We start from the raw sequence: 16,248 nt of genomic DNA on the forward strand, positions 1-16,248 counted from the left end.
CCATGACCGTACATTTCATCGGCGCCGGGCCGGGGGCGCCGGACCTGATCACCGTGCGTGGCCTGCGGTTGATCCAGAGCTGCCCGGTCTGTCTCTATGCGGGATCTCTGGTTCCGGCAGAGGTTGTCGCGGCAACGCCGGACGGGGCGCGGGTGATTGACACGGCGGCCTTGACCCTGGACGAGATCATCGCAGAAATCCAGGCGGCGCATGCCGCAGGCCAGGATGTGGCGCGGGTGCATTCCGGCGATCCGTCGCTTTACGGAGCCATCGCCGAACAGATGCGGCGACTGGATGCTCTGGGCATTGCCTATGATATCTGCCCCGGGGTGTCGGCCTATGCGGCGGCGGCGGCAACCTTGAAAAAAGAACTGACCCTGCCCGGCATCGCCCAGACGATCATCCTCACCCGCACCGCGACCCGGTCGTCGGCCATGCCCGAGGGGGAGGACTTGGCTGAACTGGGCAAAAGCGGGGCCACCCTGGCCATTCATCTTTCGGTGACCAATCTGGCCAACGTGGTGCGCGACCTGATTCCCCATTACGGGGCCGATTGTCCGGCGGCAATGGTCTATCGCGCCTCCTGGCCCGACGAGCTGGTCATCGAGGCGACCCTGTCGACCCTGCGCCAGAAGGTCAAGGCGGCGGGCATCACCCGCACCGCCTTGATCCTGGTCGGTCCGGTGCTCGGCCCGCAGGCCTTCGAGGACAGCCGCCTCTATGCTGCCGATCATCACCATGTGCTGCGCCCGGCGCTGCCGGAATAACTACGCGGCGACCGGCAGGGTAAAGAAAAACGTGCTGCCGACCCCCGGTTCGCTGTCGACCCAAATGCGCCCCTCGTGGCGGTCGATGATGCGTTTGCAGACCGCCAGACCCAGGCCGGTACCCTGATATGCTTCGCGTTTATGCAGGCGTTGGAAGATGATGAAGATGCGCGTGAAGTATTGCGGTTCGATCCCGATGCCGTTGTCGCGCACCGAGAAAGTGGCCCATCCCTCGGCGACGGTGGCCTCGATTTGAATGTCCGGGGTGCGGTCGGGGGCGCGATATTTGATCGCGTTCTCGATCAGATTCTGCATCAGTTGAACGATTTGTTGTCGATCTCCGACGACTTCCGGCAACGTGCCAAAGGAAACACGGGCCTCCGTTTCCGTCAGAAAAACCTGAAGGTTATCGAGGGCTTCGCGCACCGCCTTTGTGGTGTCGAGGCGGGCAAAAACCTTGCCTTGGCTGTCCAGGCGGGAATATTGCAGCAGATCCTGGATCAGGGAATCCATCCGCTGGGCTCCGGCTACTGCAAAGCCGATGTACTCCTGAGCGGTCTGGTCGAGAGCATCTTGATATTTGAGGCTGAGAAGTTCCAGGAAGCTGCTGACGGAGCGCAGGGGTTCGCGCAAATCGTGGGAAGCCACATAGGCGAACTGTTGCAGGTCGGCGTTCGACAATTCCAGGGCCGTGGTCTTGTCGGCCAGAATCTGTTCCGCCCGCTTGCGTTCGGTGAGATCGAGCCCGAATGCCCAGTTCTGGTCGCCGAGGCTGACGAAGCCCCAGGAAATGGTTTTGAGGGAACCGTCCTTGCAGGTGACCCTGGTTTCGATAGGCTCGATGGCGCTCTGGGTCTCGATGGCATGGGCTGCTCGGCGTTGCCACTCGGTCATCAAATGGTTGCGATAGGCTTCGTCCGGATAGGCCAGCGGCCACCATTCGGCGACCGAGGGCACATCCTCCAGGGTATAGCCAAACAATTCGACGAACCGGTCGTTGATGTATTTGGCCCGTTGCTCGATGCCGACCGACATGTAGATGGCCAGGGGCGAGGTGTCGGTCATGGCGCGGAACAGGGACTCGCTGTCTTGCAGCGCCCGTTCTGCGTTTTTGCGGTCGGAAATATCAATGATGCTAACCGGAAGGCTGCGAAAACCCTCGGCGGTCTCGGGAATCTGGAATGAAATGATGGCCTCGATCGGGTGGCCATCCAGATGCCTCAATTGGACTTCGGCGCGGAAGCTTTTCTGATGCTCCCAAATGGCACAGAGTTCGTCGATGAACACAGCCAAAGCATTTTCACCAAACACCTGGTCGATGTGGGTGATGAAAAGCGCTCCCGATGTGGCGCCGAACAGTTTCAGGGTCGCCTCGTTGACGTGGGAGACCCGGACCAGGCAGACCAGGTGCCAGACCAGTTTTTCATCGTCGAGAAGGTGAGAGCGAAGGTCCCGAATGCCCTCCTGGCGCAATCTGTCCAGGGCCTCCAGCACCTCGGTGAGATCTTCGTTCCAGATGGAAATTTCAGAATTCTCGAACAGGCGCTTGAATCTTTCCTCGCTGGTTTTGACCACGTTGAAGGAATGCGCCAGCTGTCGGGTCATTTCCCCAAAAGAGCGGGACAGTTCTCCGATTTCATCCTGCCGTTTCAAATGCCAATGTTGGGTCAGATGCCCCCTGGCCACCGCATCGGCGGAGCGGGTCAGGGCCAAAATGGGACGGGTGATCCATTGGCCCAACAAGGCGGCGATGAGGGCCATGATTCCGATCGAGGCCGCAATCAGATAAAGGGTCTGGCGGTTGCCTTCTTCCACCGGCTTCATGAAGGCCTGTTCGGGTATGATCGTGGCGACCAGCCAGAACAACCCGTTTGGGTCCTCGAACGGCAGAATGTCGATGAAGTGCCGTTGCCCCTGGATCTCAAAATCCAGCGATTGGGGCTCCGATATGGCCCCCGGGTCCCCGAGTTGGGCGAAGATTTCACGCGCCCCGGCGGCGATTTCCGGCGTTGTGCTCTGGACTGCGGCCAATCGGGTCTTGTGCTTGCCATCGGTACTGACCCCGATGGGACTCTCTGTCGTCGAGGTCGCCACCAGCATCCCGGACTTTTCCATGATGAAGGTGTATCCGGGATGGTCGGTATGCAGGCTGGTCAGAAAGCGGCTGATGCCTGACAGAAAAATATCACCACCGACCACCCCCAGAAGCGTGCCATCCGACTGGCGCACGGCCAAGCTGGGAGAAATGGCCATATCCTGGCCGGTGAACAGGATATAGATGTCGCCCCAGGCTCCGGCGTTCTCTTTCGCCTTCAGGGCCGCCTTGTACCAGGGGCGGGTGCGGGCATCGAAATCGGGCAGCGACAGCAACAGCTTGCCCCGCTGTCCCTCGGTGTTGGCCTGGTATTTTTTGAACGGTCCGGCCGTAAAGTTGTCCGTGGCGATAACGTACAGGGACGGGGGGTCGCCTTCCATGCCGCCAACCGTCAGGCCGCCGTCCGTATTGCCGAAATAGATGCTGTTGAACGATCCATAGGTGATGTTCTGATGCAGGAAATGGCGTTCCAATTGATCCGGATTTTGCCGATCCAAAATGCCGTTCTTCAAGGCGCGGGCATTTTCTTGCAGTACGTCATGGGGCAGATTGAGGAAATGATGCAGATGACTGACCACATGGTCCAGCATTTCCCGGCGCAACTTGTCGGAAACCGTGTTGACGGCCGTTCTGGCATTGAAAAAGGAAAAATAGCCAACCAGAGACCCGGTCAATAGAATCACCAAAAGGGTTGGCAATATCAGGGCGGTTCGAATGGAGGGGGTGAAGATCCGGCGCATAATGTTTTGGTCTGTGGTCAAAAACCGATTCAGGGCAATCCGGCAGGGGTTTATGCCGCATGAGTGCCTCTTCAGTATACACCTCAACAAGAGAAAATGTCTCGCGGTCTGTCATGCAAATCCTGTAAGCTGTCCCATAAGATGGGAGACTACTTTTACGCGCCCTGCCCAATGGATAAAGGGAACGCCCTTAAATGAGCAAGACGATTACATATTACTGCGCGTTGATTTCGCCGTTCACCTACTTCGGACAGCCGCGAATCATGGCTCTGGGCCAACGCCCCGATGTGGAACTGGTCTACAGGCCCATTGATCTGCTCAAAATCTTTCCGGTCACCGGCACCCTGCCGCCAAGCAAGCGACATCCCTCCGTGCAGGCCTACCGCCTGACCGAGCTGAGGCGCTGGAGTGCTGAACTGAACCTGCCGTTGAATCTCAAGCCGAAGCATTTCCCGATCCCGACCGATCTGGCCGGGGCCATGGTCATCGCGGCGCGGGATCAGGGGGCCGACGTGGGGCCGCTGGTGATGGGGATGCTGCGCGGGGTCTGGGCCGAGGAGGCCGATCTGGCCGATGCCGCCACTCTGACCCGCATCGCCGAGGGTGCCGGATTGAATGGGGCGGCGCTGGCGGCGCAGGCGGCGACGCCCGAGGCCCAGGCCAAGTTCGCGGCCAGCACCGAAGAAGCGATGGCCGCCGGGGTATTCGGCTCGCCGACCCTGGTCATTGATGGGGAGATGTTCTGGGGCCAGGACCGCATCGCCCTGGCCGCCAAGAAATTGGGGTAATCAGCCCTGGTTGGTGAAACTGGGTTCGCAGTATTGACGGCGGGCTTTCAGCTTACGACAGAGATCTGATGAGGCGTTTTTGCTGGGCAGCGGTCCGGCTTTGAGCCGATAATAAATGCCCTTGCCTTGGCCCAGATTGACCTTGGTGATTTCCGGCTGCAAGCCTCCAAGCAGCGCGGAATTGGCCTTGCGGATTTGCTCCCAGCCCTTGCGCGCCGAGGCTTCGGAACGGTAGGAGGCGATATGCACCGCTGGCTGTGGGCCGCTCATGCCCATGGACATGCCGCCCTCCGCGTCGGACTGGGCCTTCAACGAGGCCGGGGGCTCCGGTTGCAGGCCATGTTCGATGGCGGCCCGTTCCTTGGCGTATTCATCGGAGGTGATCAGCTTTTCTTCTTGCAGCATTTCCAGTCGGCGCACCGCGTCGGCGGCCTTCATCAGGCCTTGGGGCGGGATCGCCGGCGCGGCGATGGCGACCGGCGATTCGGGCAGCAGGGCATCGAGAATCATCTGCCGTTCGGCGGCATGCTGGCCGACCGTCATGGCCCGCATTTCCAAGGCCCGTCCGATGGCCCGCAGACGACCGAGAATCTGATCGGTGGTCGGCACCGAACGATCAAGACCGGCGGCTGGTGGTGCCGCAGTCAGGGGCGTCAGGGCCCCCAGGTTGGCCTTGCGACGGGCCAGATATTCGTCGGGACTGATCAGGCCCTGATCCCGCAGGGCGCGCAGGGTTTCGAACCGCGATACGATATGGGCATCGGCATCGCTGGCCCCGACCATGGCGCCGCCCATCTCCATGCCCATGCTCTCGCCGGACGGCGACATGCCGGGCATCATGCTGGAGGTCATGGCGCTGCCCTGGGGTTCGCCGTCGAGGCCCGCCGCACCGCGTTCCATCTGGCCGACCACGCCGCCGCTTTGCAGCAGGCTCATGTTGACGCTGGCAATTTCCGATACCGGGCGGGTGGTGAAATTGTTCATCACCATCAACTGTTCGGTTTCCGGCGGGCGCAGGGCCAGCACTGCCTCGTACATGGCGCGGGCGCGGGTGACCTGCCCCGTGTGGTGATACAGGATGGCCCGACCCAACAGGGCGTGCACATCCTTCGGGTTGGCTTTGAGGGCCTTGTCGAAGTGGCTCTCGGCCAGCACGAAATTGCCCTTGGTCAGTTCGGCGATGCCCAACTCGGCCTCGACGTTGTCCTTTTTCAAGGGGCTGTTGGTCCAGAATTCCGGCTTCAGCATGCTTTGATCCGTCACCACGCCGCAGCTTGTGAGAATCACCGTCGTCGCCAGAACCGTCGCCGCATACCGGTATATCCGTTTCACCGCTTATCTCCCGTCGAGTCGTCGGGCATCACGCCCGGACAAATCCCGTTCATATCAAAAATACAATAGAATCCTGACGCCCGTTGGTAAAAAATGTCCTAAGAGGCCGAAACTTCTTCGATTATTCGTCTTCGTCCGGTTCCGAAGACGCTCCGAGCGCCGGTGGGGCAGGTGCCCGGACCGCGGCGATCTCGGCTCCGGGAAAGGTGTCGAGCATCGCCCGCACCATCGGATGTTCGGCCACCCGGGCCCGCAAATGAGCCGTTTCCGCGTCTTGTTGCTGGCGCAGGGTGGCCGCGCCGGGGTCCCGCTGGGACACGGTGACGGCCCAACGGCGCGACGTTTTCTCATCGAGAAAGCGCTTCAGCTTGTTGGCCAGATCCGCTGGCGCATGATCACCGGGGCGGAATTCCATGCGGCCCGGGGCGAAGGAGACCAGATGCACGTTGTTGATCAGATCGGCGTGCAGAATGGCCTCCCGTTCCGCCTCGGCCAGAGCCACCACCGCGTCATAGGTCTGCGGATCGGGCAACTCGGGGGAAAGGGTCGTTTCTGCTTGCGGGTCGCCCGCGACCAGGGCCAATGCAGCGCGCGGCGCAGTGGACGGGGCGCGCGACGGGGGGGCGCTCGATCCCATGGCGGACGGGGCGGGGGTGGGGGAGGATGTGCCGCCGCCGCCGCCACCGGGAGGGACTGTCCCGCCGCCGGCTGTCTTGAGGGCCTCTTCCGGGGTCGGCAGGGTTGAGGCATGCGCCAGCCGGATGAGGATCATTTCCGTCGCCTGAAAGGGCGAGGGCGCGGCGCGGGTTTCCTGAATCCCTTTGAGCAGCATTTGCCAGGCCCGGGCCAGGGTGGCGAGACCCAGGCCATCGGCCATTTCGCGGCCTCGGGTGCGCTCGATTTCAGAGACCGTGCTCCCCTCGGCGGCTTTCGGCACGACCTTGATGCGGGTCAGCCAATGAGTCAGGTCGAGCATGTCTTCGAGCACCACGGTCGGCTCGGCCCCGGATTTGTACTGGGTGTCAAGAATCCCCAAAGCCGCCGCCGGGTCGCCACGAAGCACGGCGGTCAGCAGATCGAAAGTGACCGCCCGGTCGGCCAGTCCCAGCATGTCGCGCACCTGGGCCTCGGACACGGTTCCCGCGCAATGGGCGATGGCCTGATCGAGCAGCGACAGACCATCGCGCACACTGCCGTCGGCAGCGCGGGCGATCAGGCCGAGGGCTGCGGGATCAATGGTCACCTTTTCGTTGTCGGCGATGGCGGCGAAATGGGTGATCAAGGTTTGCATTTCCACCCGGCGCAGGTCGAACCGCTGACAGCGCGACAGCACGGTCACCGGCACCTTGCGGATTTCGGTGGTGGCGAAAATAAACTTCACATGTTCGGGCGGTTCTTCCAGGGTCTTCAACAGGGCGTTGAAGGCGTTGCGGGAGAGCATATGCACTTCGTCGATGATGTAGATCTTGAAGCGCGCCGAAGTCGGGCGATAGGCTACCCCTTCGATGATTTCGCGGATGTCGTCCACCCCGGTGCGCGACGCGGCATCCATTTCCAACACGTCCACATGCCGGTCCTCGGCGATGGCGCGGCAGTTGGGGCAGACCCCGCAGGGGGTGATGGTGGCCCCACCCTTGCCGTCCGGGCCGATGCAGTTCAAGGCGCGGGCGATGATTCGAGCGGTGGTGGTCTTGCCGATGCCACGCACCCCGGTCAGGATGAAGGCATGGGCCAGACGTCCCGATTCAATGGCATTGGTGAGGGTGCGGACCAGCGCCTGCTGACCGATCAGACCGGAAAAATCCGTCGGTCGATACTTGCGCGCCAGCACCCGGTATTCACCGGCGGCAGGCTGTGGGGCGGCAGGGGGGGCGAGATCGCTCATCAAAGGCCCGTCTGGTTGGGGGGACGGCGGGCGGGATCGTTAAAGTGAGAGACTGGACAGCGACCCGATTCGAAACTCGTTACGGCTGCTTCCTTCCGGACCTGACCGGGTTGGCGAGAGAGTCGTCCACCGCCAGCCTCTCGCGGGCTATATAGCAAGCCGACCCTCCCCAAGGCAAGGATTCCCGAATTTATTCCGAAACCACGAAAACACCGGCGATCCCCCTGATGGACCCGGACCCGATTGAGAATTGTGACAGCACCGGCATGTACAGGCTGTCGGTCGCGTCATTGAAGCGATAGCGCCCGGCGGCCATGGGGACCACATGAATTTCCCGGGTTTCCTTGGGGGCCACGGAAAACGAGACCACTTTCAAGGGATCGGGCTCGTCGCTGCCGGTCAAACCGGTGGCGGCGGCATTCCTGAAAAAGTCCACGCCGCTCAGGGTGCGTGGAGATTCCTCGGTGTTGACCACGCGCAACAGGTAGGGTTGGCCCTTTTTCATGTACAGGAACGGCGGTTTCAGGCCGCTTTCGAGAAACAGGATTTCTCGGGTTTCGGCCTTTTGCCAATCGGCGGCGGCCAGGGCCTGGGTGGCTTGTTCCGTATAGGGAGGGGCGAAATCGTAACTGGCACCGAGGGAATTGACCAAATCCACCTCGGAGCAACCGAGCAGTCCAAAAACCGCCAGCACCGCCACACCACTTTTCAATGCTTCACGCATAACCCATTCCCCCTGTCCAATCACTGTACAAGTTATGCGGCTTTCCACCGTTGAACGCAATGGTCAAGGGGGCCGGGGCTTGGTTTCCGGGCCGGGATATGTCACCTTGCAGCCATGAACAACGCCCCTTTTCTTCCCCTGACCTACGACACCTTCGACCTGGATCGGGCCGCCACGGACCGCAAGTCAGCCGATTGGATCGCCGCGCGGCTGCATGCCCGGAGCAGTTTCCTGATTCCCGTCTGGCGCGACCATAATCTGATCCTGCCCGCCGACGCCCCGAGCCGCCCCAGCGCCGTCACCCTGACCGGCGACCATGCGCGGGGCACCCTGCATATGGCCCGCGATGTGACCTTCCTGGGGCAAAAGGACGGCCATGCCTGGTTTGCCGCCGATTTGTCGGACCATGAGCTGTTCGATCTGACGCCGCTGATGGGGCGAGCGGAATTCATGGATTTACGTTCCTGCGGGGCCTTCATGGACCCCTTCGAAGCGGGGCTGCTGGCCTATGCCCGGGGGATGCTGTACTGGCACCGCCGTCAGCGTCATTGCGGGGCCTGCGGCCATCTCACCGAAGCCCGGGAAGGCGGCCATGTGCGTTGCTGCACCAACCCGGACTGCGGCATCGAGCATTTTCCGCGCACCGATCCGGCGGTGCTGGTGCTGATTACCCGTTCGGGGCCGGATGGCGGGGCCTGTCTGTTGGCGCGACAACCCACCTGGCCCGCAAAAATGTATTCCTGTCTGGCCGGATTCCTCGAAATGGGCGAAAGCCTGGAAGCCTGCGCGCGACGCGAGGTGATGGAGGAAGTCGGCCTGGAAATCGAGGATGTGAACTATGTGCAGTCCCAGCCCTGGCCGTTTCCGGCCTCGTTGATGGTCGGCCTGACCGCCCGCGCCCGCACCGTGCGGCTGACCGTCGATCACAGCGAATTGGAATCCGCCCGCTGGGTCACCCGCCGCCAGTTCGACGACCTGAAGGCGCTGAACATCGCCCTCCCCCGCCGCGACACCATGGCCAGGCATCTGGTCGAGAGGTGGCTGTCGGAAACCTAATCCGCCGCCCCGTTCGCCATTTCCAGATATCGGTACGGATGGGCCGGGTAGACGCCGAGGATGGTGACTTCGTGGGAGAAGAACTGGAGTTCTTCCAGCGCCAGGCGCAGGGGGCGGTTTTCCGGGTGGCCTTCCACGTCGGCATAGAACTGGGTGGCGGCGAAGGAGCCGTTGAGCATGTAGCTTTCCAGCTTGGTCATGTTGATACCGTTGGTGGCGAAACCGCCGAGGCCCTTGAACAGCGCCGCCGGGACGTTGCGCACCCGAAAGACGAAGGTGGTGATGATCCGTCCGGCCTTGGGGTGGGGCACGATGGGCTCGCGAGCCAGGATCAGAAAGCGGGTGGTGTTGTGGGCGGCGTCTTCGATATCGGCGCGCAGGGAGACCAGCCCGTTCAGTTCCCCGGCCAACTCCGAGGCGATCACCGCCTGAGTCTTGTCGCCGGATCTGGCCAGTTCCGCCGCCGCGCCCGCCGTATCCACCCTGACCACCCGCTGCAAGCCCAACTCGCCGATCAGGTTGCGGCACTGGTTGAGGGCATGGACATGGGAATGCACATGGGTGATGTCTTCGAGGCGCGCCCCGGGGACGGCCAACAGGTGGTGATTCACCCGCTGGAAATGCTCGCCGATAATATGCAGCCCGGACTGCGGCATGATGTGGTGGATGTCGGCCACCCGCCCGGCCACCGAATTCTCGATCGGAATCATGCCCAGGTCCGCCTGCCCCCCGGCCACGGCGGCAAAGGCCTCCTCGAAGGACGGGCAGGGCAGGGTGGTCATCTCCGGGCGCACCGAACGGCAGGCCAGATCGGAATAGGCACCGGGTTCGCCCTGAAAGGCGATGGTCTTGCTGGGGTCGGTCATGGGTGTCTCAAAATGTTGCGGGCCCGTTCGAGGTCGGCGGGAGTATCGACGCCCAGCGGCACCGTGTCAACGCGCGCCGCATCAATGCGCAGGCCGTTTTCCAGCGCCCGGAGCTGCTCCAGTTTCTCGCGGGTTTCCAGCACCCCCGGCGGCAGGGCGACAAAGCGTTCCAGCGCCGCCCGGCGATAGGCATAGAGCCCGATATGGTGGTAATGGGGACCTTCCCCGGCCGGCACCGTGGCGCGGCTGAAATACAGCGCCCGTCCGATGTCGCGGCCCGGGGCGAAGGCGACCACCGCCTTGACCACATTGGGGTTGTGGCGCTCTTCCTCGTTCTGGATTTCACAGACCGCCGTCGCCAGATCCACCGCCTTATCGTCCAGTGGGGCGAAGGTGGCGCGGACAATCTGCGGGTCCAGGGTCGGCAGGTCCCCTTGCAGGTTGATCACGGCATCATGGCGGCCTTCCGGGTCGATCTTTTGCAAAGCCTCGAAAATGCGGTCGGAGCCCGACGGATGATCGGCCCGGGTGAGTACCGCCTGTCCGCCCGCCGCCTCGATGGCAGCAGCAATTTCCGGCTCGGCACAGGCCACCACCACCGGCCCGATGTCGGCCTCGCAGGCCCGCCGCCAGACATGGACGATCATCGGTTCGCCATGGATATCGGCCAACGGCTTGCCGGGCAGCCGGGTGGAGGCCAGGCGGGCCGGAATCAGGACAATGGGGGCGCTCGGTAAGGTCATGGGACAGAACTGTAGCCCTTTCTGACGTTGGGAGAAAAGAACTTTGCCGCCGCCCCATCCGGCAGGCTACCATAGACGCCAAAAGGAATCGCCGCAGGGGAAATCATGGAACATTTGAATGCCGATGTCTGTCCCGATGAGATGATTGATTTGGCCAGCCGGGCGGCGGATGCCGCCGGGGCCGTTATCATGGGCTTTTTTCGCCAGACATTTGCTGTGGAAAACAAGGCCGATACCAGCCCGGTCACCATCGCCGACCGCAAGGCGGAAATGGCGATCCGTCAACTGCTGGCCCAGGAAGTTCCCGATCATGGCATTCTCGGCGAGGAGCATGGGGCGCATAACCTGGAGGCGGAATATGTCTGGGTGCTCGATCCCATCGACGGTACCAAGGCCTTCATCTGCGGCCAGCCCACTTTCGGCACTTTGATCGCCCTGCTGCACCATGGCAAGCCGGTGCTCGGAGTGATCGACCATCCGGCCCTGGGCGAGCGCTGGATCGGGGCCTTTGGCCATGGCACCACCCTGAACGGTCGGCAGGTCCATGTGGGCCGTTGCACCAATCTTTCCGACGCCATTTTGTTTTCCACCGACCCGGAAATGTTTCCCGGCGACTTGGAGGGAATTTACCAGTCTCTGGCCCGGGAGGTGCGTCTGCGTCGGTTCGGGGTCGATTGCTATGCCTATGGCCTGCTGGCCAGCGGTCATATTGATCTGGTCTGCGAAGCGCAGTTGCAGCCCTACGACTATCTGGCCCCGACGGCGGTCATCGAAAATGCCGGGGGCGTCATCACCGATTGGCAAGGCCGTCCATTGGGACTGCACAGTAATGGTCGGGTGCTGGCCGCTGGAACCCCTGCGCTGCATCAACAGGCAATATCGGTCATTGCTACCTAAGGGTAATTTACATCCGACCGAAAAAGGACGATTTCTGGCTTTTTGAGCCCATCTGTTCTATCCTTGTCTTACAAAAAAAGAAATAAGATGGATGTGAAACTGGCCTTGGATACGGAACTGCTCAAGCAGGCCCTGAACGCCGTCACCAACTTGGTCTGTTTGTGTCAGAACGGTTCGATCACCTACATCAATCCTGCGGGCCTTCGGATTCTGGGGGCGACGGGGCCCGAACAGGTCATCGGACATACCCTGGCAGAGTTCGTGCCGCCCGAGTTCGGCCAATTGATGGTCACGGACTTGGCCGCCTTCATTGATGAACCCGACGGCACACCGCTGAAGATTTTCCCCCTGGATGGGCCGAGCCGGGAGGCGGTGCTGACCGTGCAGCCCCTGGCCGGGGTCGATAAGTCCTTCATCATCGAGTTGCGCGATATTTCCGATTTTCTGCGCGCCGCCCACGAGGCCCAACAACAGGAACAAAAACTGCGGCGGATTTTCGACTCGCTGGCCGATGGCATCGTCGCCATTGATGAAAAGGGCCTCGTTCACACCTTCAATCCCGCTGCCGAGCAGATGTTCGGCTATCAGTCGGTGGAGGTGATCGGCCGGTCCGTCGATATGTTCATTCCCGGCGACGTAAAGGGATTCCATAAATCGGCCATAGCGGAATATCGCAGGCGGCGACATTCCAACGTGGTCGACAACAGCCGCGACTTCGAGGCGAGGCGCAAGGACGGCAGCATTTTCACAGCAGAGATCCGGGTCACCGAGGTGGAGGAAGGGCGGCACCGCAATTTCATCGCCACCCTGCGCGATGTGACCGAGCGGCGGGCCAACGAGGACAAAATCCGCCAACTGGCCCATCACGACATTCTCACCGGCCTGCCGAACCGGGCCTTGCTGCAGGATCGCCTCAACCGGGCAGTCTCCCGCGCCAAGCGTCACGGCATCTATCTAGCCTTGATGTATGTGGATCTGGACAAGTTCAAGCCGATCAACGACCTGTTCGGCCATCAAGTGGGCGATGACGTACTGCGCGGCGTCGCTGAACGCCTGAGTCGCAGCGTGCGTACCACCGATACGGTGGCCCGGGTCGGTGGCGACGAATTCGTGGTGCTGATCGAACAGATGGCGGCACCGGAGGAAGCGGCGGCCATCGCCGAAAAGATCCTCACTCTGCTGCTCGCTCCCTTCAACATCAAGGGGGCCGACATCACCATCGGGGCCAGCATCGGCATCAGTCTGTTCCCGACCCATGGGGAGGACCCGGAGGCTTTGATGGAACAGGCCGATGAGGCCATGTACAAGGTCAAGGGAGCCGGTCGCAACGCTTTCGTGTTCAGCGAAAAGCCGACCGTGCCTTGATCCCGCCACGGGGAACGTTCATCATCCGCTGTCTTCGTTGCCTTGGGAGAAACCATTCATGCGTTTTGCCGCTCTATTCGCCGTCCTGATGCTGGCCTGGCCGGCCCAGGCCGCAGGCCCGGACTGGGTTCATGCCATTGCCATGCATGGCACGCCCCAATACGGACCCGATTTTCAGCATTTCGATTACGTGAATCCCGATGCCCCCAAGGGCGGGACGGTGACATTGGCGGAAATCGGCGGCTTCGATTCGCTCAACCCGTTCATCCCCAAGGGCGAGGCGGCAACCGCCTCCGGGAGTATCTATGACAGCCTGACCGTCGCCGCCCAGGACGAGGCCTTCACCCGCTACGGCCTGCTCGCCGAAGCCATGCGGATGCCCGAGGATCGCTCGTGGATCGAATTCCGGCTACGTCCGGAAGCCCGCTGGCACGACGGACAGCCGGTCACCGCCGAGGATGTCAAATGGACCTTCGAGACCCTGATCGCCAAGGGCAATCCCCATTACCGGTTCTATTACGCCGACGTTGCCAAGGTCTCGGTGCTCGACGCCCGCACGGTGCGCTTTGATTTCAAGCCGGGCGAAAATCGCGAACTGCCGCTGATCATCTCCGAACTGTCGATTCTGCCCAAGCACTATTGGGCCGACAAGGATTTCGAAAAAACCACTCTGGAGCCGCCTCTGGGCAGCGGTCCCTACCGCATCCAGGCGCTGGAGGCCAACCGTTCGGTGACCCTGGAGCGGGTGGCCGATTACTGGGGCCGTGATCTGCCGGTTAATCGCGGCCAGGACAATTTCGATGAAATCCGCTATGAATTCTATCGCGATACGCCGGTAGCGGTGGAAGCCTTCAAGGCCGGGGCCTTCGACTTCCGGGCCGAGAACTCTTCGGTGACCTGGGCCACGGCCTACGATATTCCAGAGGTCGAGAAAGGCTTGTTGCACAAGGTCACCATTCCGCACCGTCAGGCCCAGGGAATGCAGGGTTTTGCCTTCAATCTGCGCCGTCCGATTTTTCAGGACCCCCGGGTGCGGCAGGCGCTGGCCTATGCCTTCGATTTCGAATGGTCCAACAAGAACCTGTTTTATGGACAGTACACACGGACCCGGTCTTATTTCGACAATTCGGAGCTGGCCGCCACGGGAGTACCCTCGGCGGAAGAACTGGCCCTGCTGGAGCCCTTCCGGGGGCAGGTCCCTGATGAGGTTTTCACCACCGAGTACAATCCCCCGGCCACGGACGGCAGTGGCAAGATCCGTGAAAATTTGCGTCAGGCCGACAACCTGCTGAAGGAGGCCGGTTGGCAGATCAAGGGCAAGCAACGGGTCAATGCCGAGGGGACACCGATGGCCTTCGAGATCATGCTCAACAGCCCGCTGTTCGAGCGCATCGTGCTGCCCATGGCCAAGAACATGGAACGGCTTGGGGTGGAGGTCTCAGTGCGGCGGGTCGATTCCTCCCAATATCTGGAACGCTGGCGGCAGCGGGATTTCGACATGATCGTCCATTCGGTGGGACAATCCCTGTCGCCGGGCAATGAGCAGCGCAGCTATTGGGGCTCCACCGCCGCCGACCAGGACGGCAGCGGCAACATCATCGGTATCAAGAATCCTGCCATCGACGCGCTGATCGAAAAGGTCATCTCGGCCAAGGATCGGGAGAGTCTGGTCACCCGGGTGCGGGCGCTGGACCGGCTGTTGCAATGGGGCCATTACGTGATCCCCAACTGGCATACCCCCTATCAGCGGCTGCTCTATTGGGACAAGTTCGGCTTTCCGCCGCCCACCGAGTTGCGCGGGGCGCAGTTCAATGCCTGGTGGATCGACTCGGCCAAACAGGCGGCGCTGCAAAAAGCGCGGGGGAACTGACCGTTCATGGGGGCCTATCTTCTCCGCCGATTGCTGCTGATCGTGCCGACCCTGCTCGGCATCATGGTGATCAATTTTCTGGTCATCCAGGCGGTGCCTGGCGGGCCGGTGGAACAGATTCTGGCCGAATTGCAAGGGGTCGCCCAGGATACTACGGCGCGCATCAGCGGCGGCGGCAGCGAGGTGAGCGGCGGCGGACGTCCGCAAGCCCAAGCCGGGGGCCAAGGGAGCAGCAAGTATCGCGGGGCCGAAGGTCTGGACCCGGAATTCATCACTGATCTGGAAAAGCGGTTCGGCTTCGACAAGCCGTTGCACGAACGCTTTTTCATGATGATGGGCAACTACCTGCGGTTCGATTTCGGCGATAGCTTTTTCCGCGATCAATCGGTGATCAATCTGGTCATTCAGAAAATGCCGGTGTCCATTTCGCTGGGGCTCTGGACCACACTGCTGACCTATTTGATATCCATTCCCCTGGGTATCGCCAAGGCGGTGCGCGACGGGTCGCGGTTCGATGTCTATAGCTCCGGCTTGGTGATCGTCGGCAATGCGGTGCCGTCGTTCCTGTTCGCCCTGCTGTTGATCATCCTGTTCGCCGGGGGGCGCTATTACGACATCTTTCCCCTGCGCGGGCTGACCAGTCCCGGCTTCGACAGCTTGTCCACCTGGGGGCAGATCAAGGACTATCTGTGGCACATCACCCTGCCGGTGGCGGCGATGACCATCGGCGGCTTCGCCGGGCTGACTATGCTGACCAAGAATTCCTTTCTCGATCAGATCCACCAACAATATGTGATCACCGCGCGGGCCAAGGGGTTGACGGAACAACGGGTGCTCTATGGTCACGTCTTCCGCAATTCCATGCTGATTGTCATCGCTGGGTTTCCCTCGGCTTTCGTTTCCATCCTGTTTTCCAGCGCCCTGTTGATCGAGATTATTTTTTCCCTCGACGGTCTCGGTCTGCTCGGTTGGGACGCCATCCAGAAGCGGGATTATCCGGTGATTTTCGGCACCTTGTATTTCTTCACCCTGCTCGGGCTGCTGATGAATTTGATTGGCGACATGATGTATCACGTGGTCGATCCGCGCATCGACTTTGAGAAACGGGAGGCGTGATCCC

The 16,248-nt window shown here is 61.6% G+C and carries 13 protein-coding genes and 1 other RNA gene; 7 read left to right on the forward strand and 7 right to left on the reverse strand.

Annotated features, from left to right (window positions below; genetic code table 11):
* The first annotated feature begins 2 nt into the window (after positions 1-2).
* Positions 3-767, forward strand: coding sequence for a precorrin-4 C(11)-methyltransferase (gene cobM, locus ACYQ1P_RS07440; RefSeq protein WP_460019709.1), 765 nt, complete (start codon positions 3-5; stop codon positions 765-767).
* On the opposite strand, the gene ACYQ1P_RS07445 is transcribed toward cobM, so the two are convergent.
* Complete coding sequence (locus ACYQ1P_RS07445; protein WP_460019710.1) at positions 768-3,602, reverse strand: ATP-binding protein; 2,835 nt, start codon at positions 3,600-3,602, stop codon at positions 768-770.
* Positions 3,603-3,796: 194 nt separating this feature from the next.
* Between ACYQ1P_RS07445 and ACYQ1P_RS07450 the strand changes: the two genes are divergently transcribed.
* On the forward strand, positions 3,797-4,390 hold the full coding sequence (locus tag ACYQ1P_RS07450; RefSeq protein WP_460019711.1) for a 2-hydroxychromene-2-carboxylate isomerase: 594 nt from the start codon (positions 3,797-3,799) through the stop codon (positions 4,388-4,390).
* On the opposite strand, the gene ACYQ1P_RS07455 is transcribed toward ACYQ1P_RS07450, so the two are convergent.
* The 4 genes from ACYQ1P_RS07455 to ACYQ1P_RS07470 all read right to left on the reverse strand — a co-directional run bounded on the left by ACYQ1P_RS07455 (position 4,391) and on the right by ACYQ1P_RS07470 (position 8,331).
* Positions 4,391-5,722 (reverse strand): tetratricopeptide repeat protein, encoded by a 1,332-nt coding sequence (locus tag ACYQ1P_RS07455; protein WP_460019712.1) that lies wholly within the window; start codon positions 5,720-5,722, stop codon positions 4,391-4,393.
* A 121-nt stretch (positions 5,723-5,843) separates the two neighbouring features.
* A complete protein-coding gene (locus ACYQ1P_RS07460; RefSeq protein ID WP_460019713.1) occupies positions 5,844-7,607 on the reverse strand; it encodes a DNA polymerase III subunit gamma/tau in 1,764 nt (587 codons plus the stop codon).
* Positions 7,608-7,651: 44 nt separating this feature from the next.
* Positions 7,652-7,748: signal recognition particle sRNA small type (ffs, locus tag ACYQ1P_RS07465), an RNA gene on the reverse strand.
* Positions 7,749-7,797: 49 nt separating this feature from the next.
* Entirely contained in the window at positions 7,798-8,331 is a 534-nt protein-coding gene (locus ACYQ1P_RS07470) for a hypothetical protein (RefSeq protein WP_460019714.1), read from the reverse strand.
* A gap of 114 nt (positions 8,332-8,445) precedes the next feature.
* Here ACYQ1P_RS07470 and nudC point away from each other — a divergent pair, with 114 nt between their 5' ends.
* Positions 8,446-9,387, forward strand: coding sequence for an NAD(+) diphosphatase (gene nudC / locus ACYQ1P_RS07475; RefSeq protein WP_460019715.1), 942 nt, complete (start codon positions 8,446-8,448; stop codon positions 9,385-9,387).
* On the opposite strand, the gene ACYQ1P_RS07480 is transcribed toward nudC, so the two are convergent.
* Positions 9,384-10,253 carry a prephenate dehydratase gene (locus tag ACYQ1P_RS07480; RefSeq protein ID WP_460019716.1) on the reverse strand — a complete coding sequence of 290 codons (870 nt, stop codon included), beginning with the start codon at positions 10,251-10,253 and terminating at the stop codon, positions 9,384-9,386. The genes nudC and ACYQ1P_RS07480 overlap by 4 nt on opposite strands.
* Entirely contained in the window at positions 10,250-10,996 is a 747-nt protein-coding gene (locus ACYQ1P_RS07485) for a 3-deoxy-manno-octulosonate cytidylyltransferase (RefSeq protein WP_460019717.1), read from the reverse strand. Before ACYQ1P_RS07485 ends, ACYQ1P_RS07480 begins: the two co-directional genes overlap by 4 nt.
* A gap of 105 nt (positions 10,997-11,101) precedes the next feature.
* Between ACYQ1P_RS07485 and hisN the strand changes: the two genes are divergently transcribed.
* The 4 genes from hisN (at position 11,102) to ACYQ1P_RS07505 (ending at position 16,244) form a co-directional block, all read left to right on the forward strand.
* Positions 11,102-11,893, forward strand: a complete 792-nt coding sequence (hisN, locus tag ACYQ1P_RS07490) for a histidinol-phosphatase (RefSeq protein ID WP_460019718.1) — start codon at positions 11,102-11,104, stop codon at positions 11,891-11,893.
* A gap of 87 nt (positions 11,894-11,980) precedes the next feature.
* Entirely contained in the window at positions 11,981-13,258 is a 1,278-nt protein-coding gene (locus ACYQ1P_RS07495) for a diguanylate cyclase domain-containing protein (RefSeq protein WP_460019719.1), read from the forward strand.
* A gap of 58 nt (positions 13,259-13,316) precedes the next feature.
* Positions 13,317-15,128 (forward strand): extracellular solute-binding protein, encoded by a 1,812-nt coding sequence (locus tag ACYQ1P_RS07500; RefSeq protein ID WP_460019720.1) that lies wholly within the window; start codon positions 13,317-13,319, stop codon positions 15,126-15,128.
* A gap of 6 nt (positions 15,129-15,134) precedes the next feature.
* The gene (locus ACYQ1P_RS07505; protein WP_460019721.1) at positions 15,135-16,244 is read left to right on the forward strand and encodes a microcin C ABC transporter permease YejB; all 1,110 of its coding nucleotides are present in this window, start codon (positions 15,135-15,137) and stop codon (positions 16,242-16,244) included.
* The last annotated feature ends 4 nt before the right edge of the window (positions 16,245-16,248 follow it).

The organism is Magnetospira thiophila (assembly GCF_054657015.1).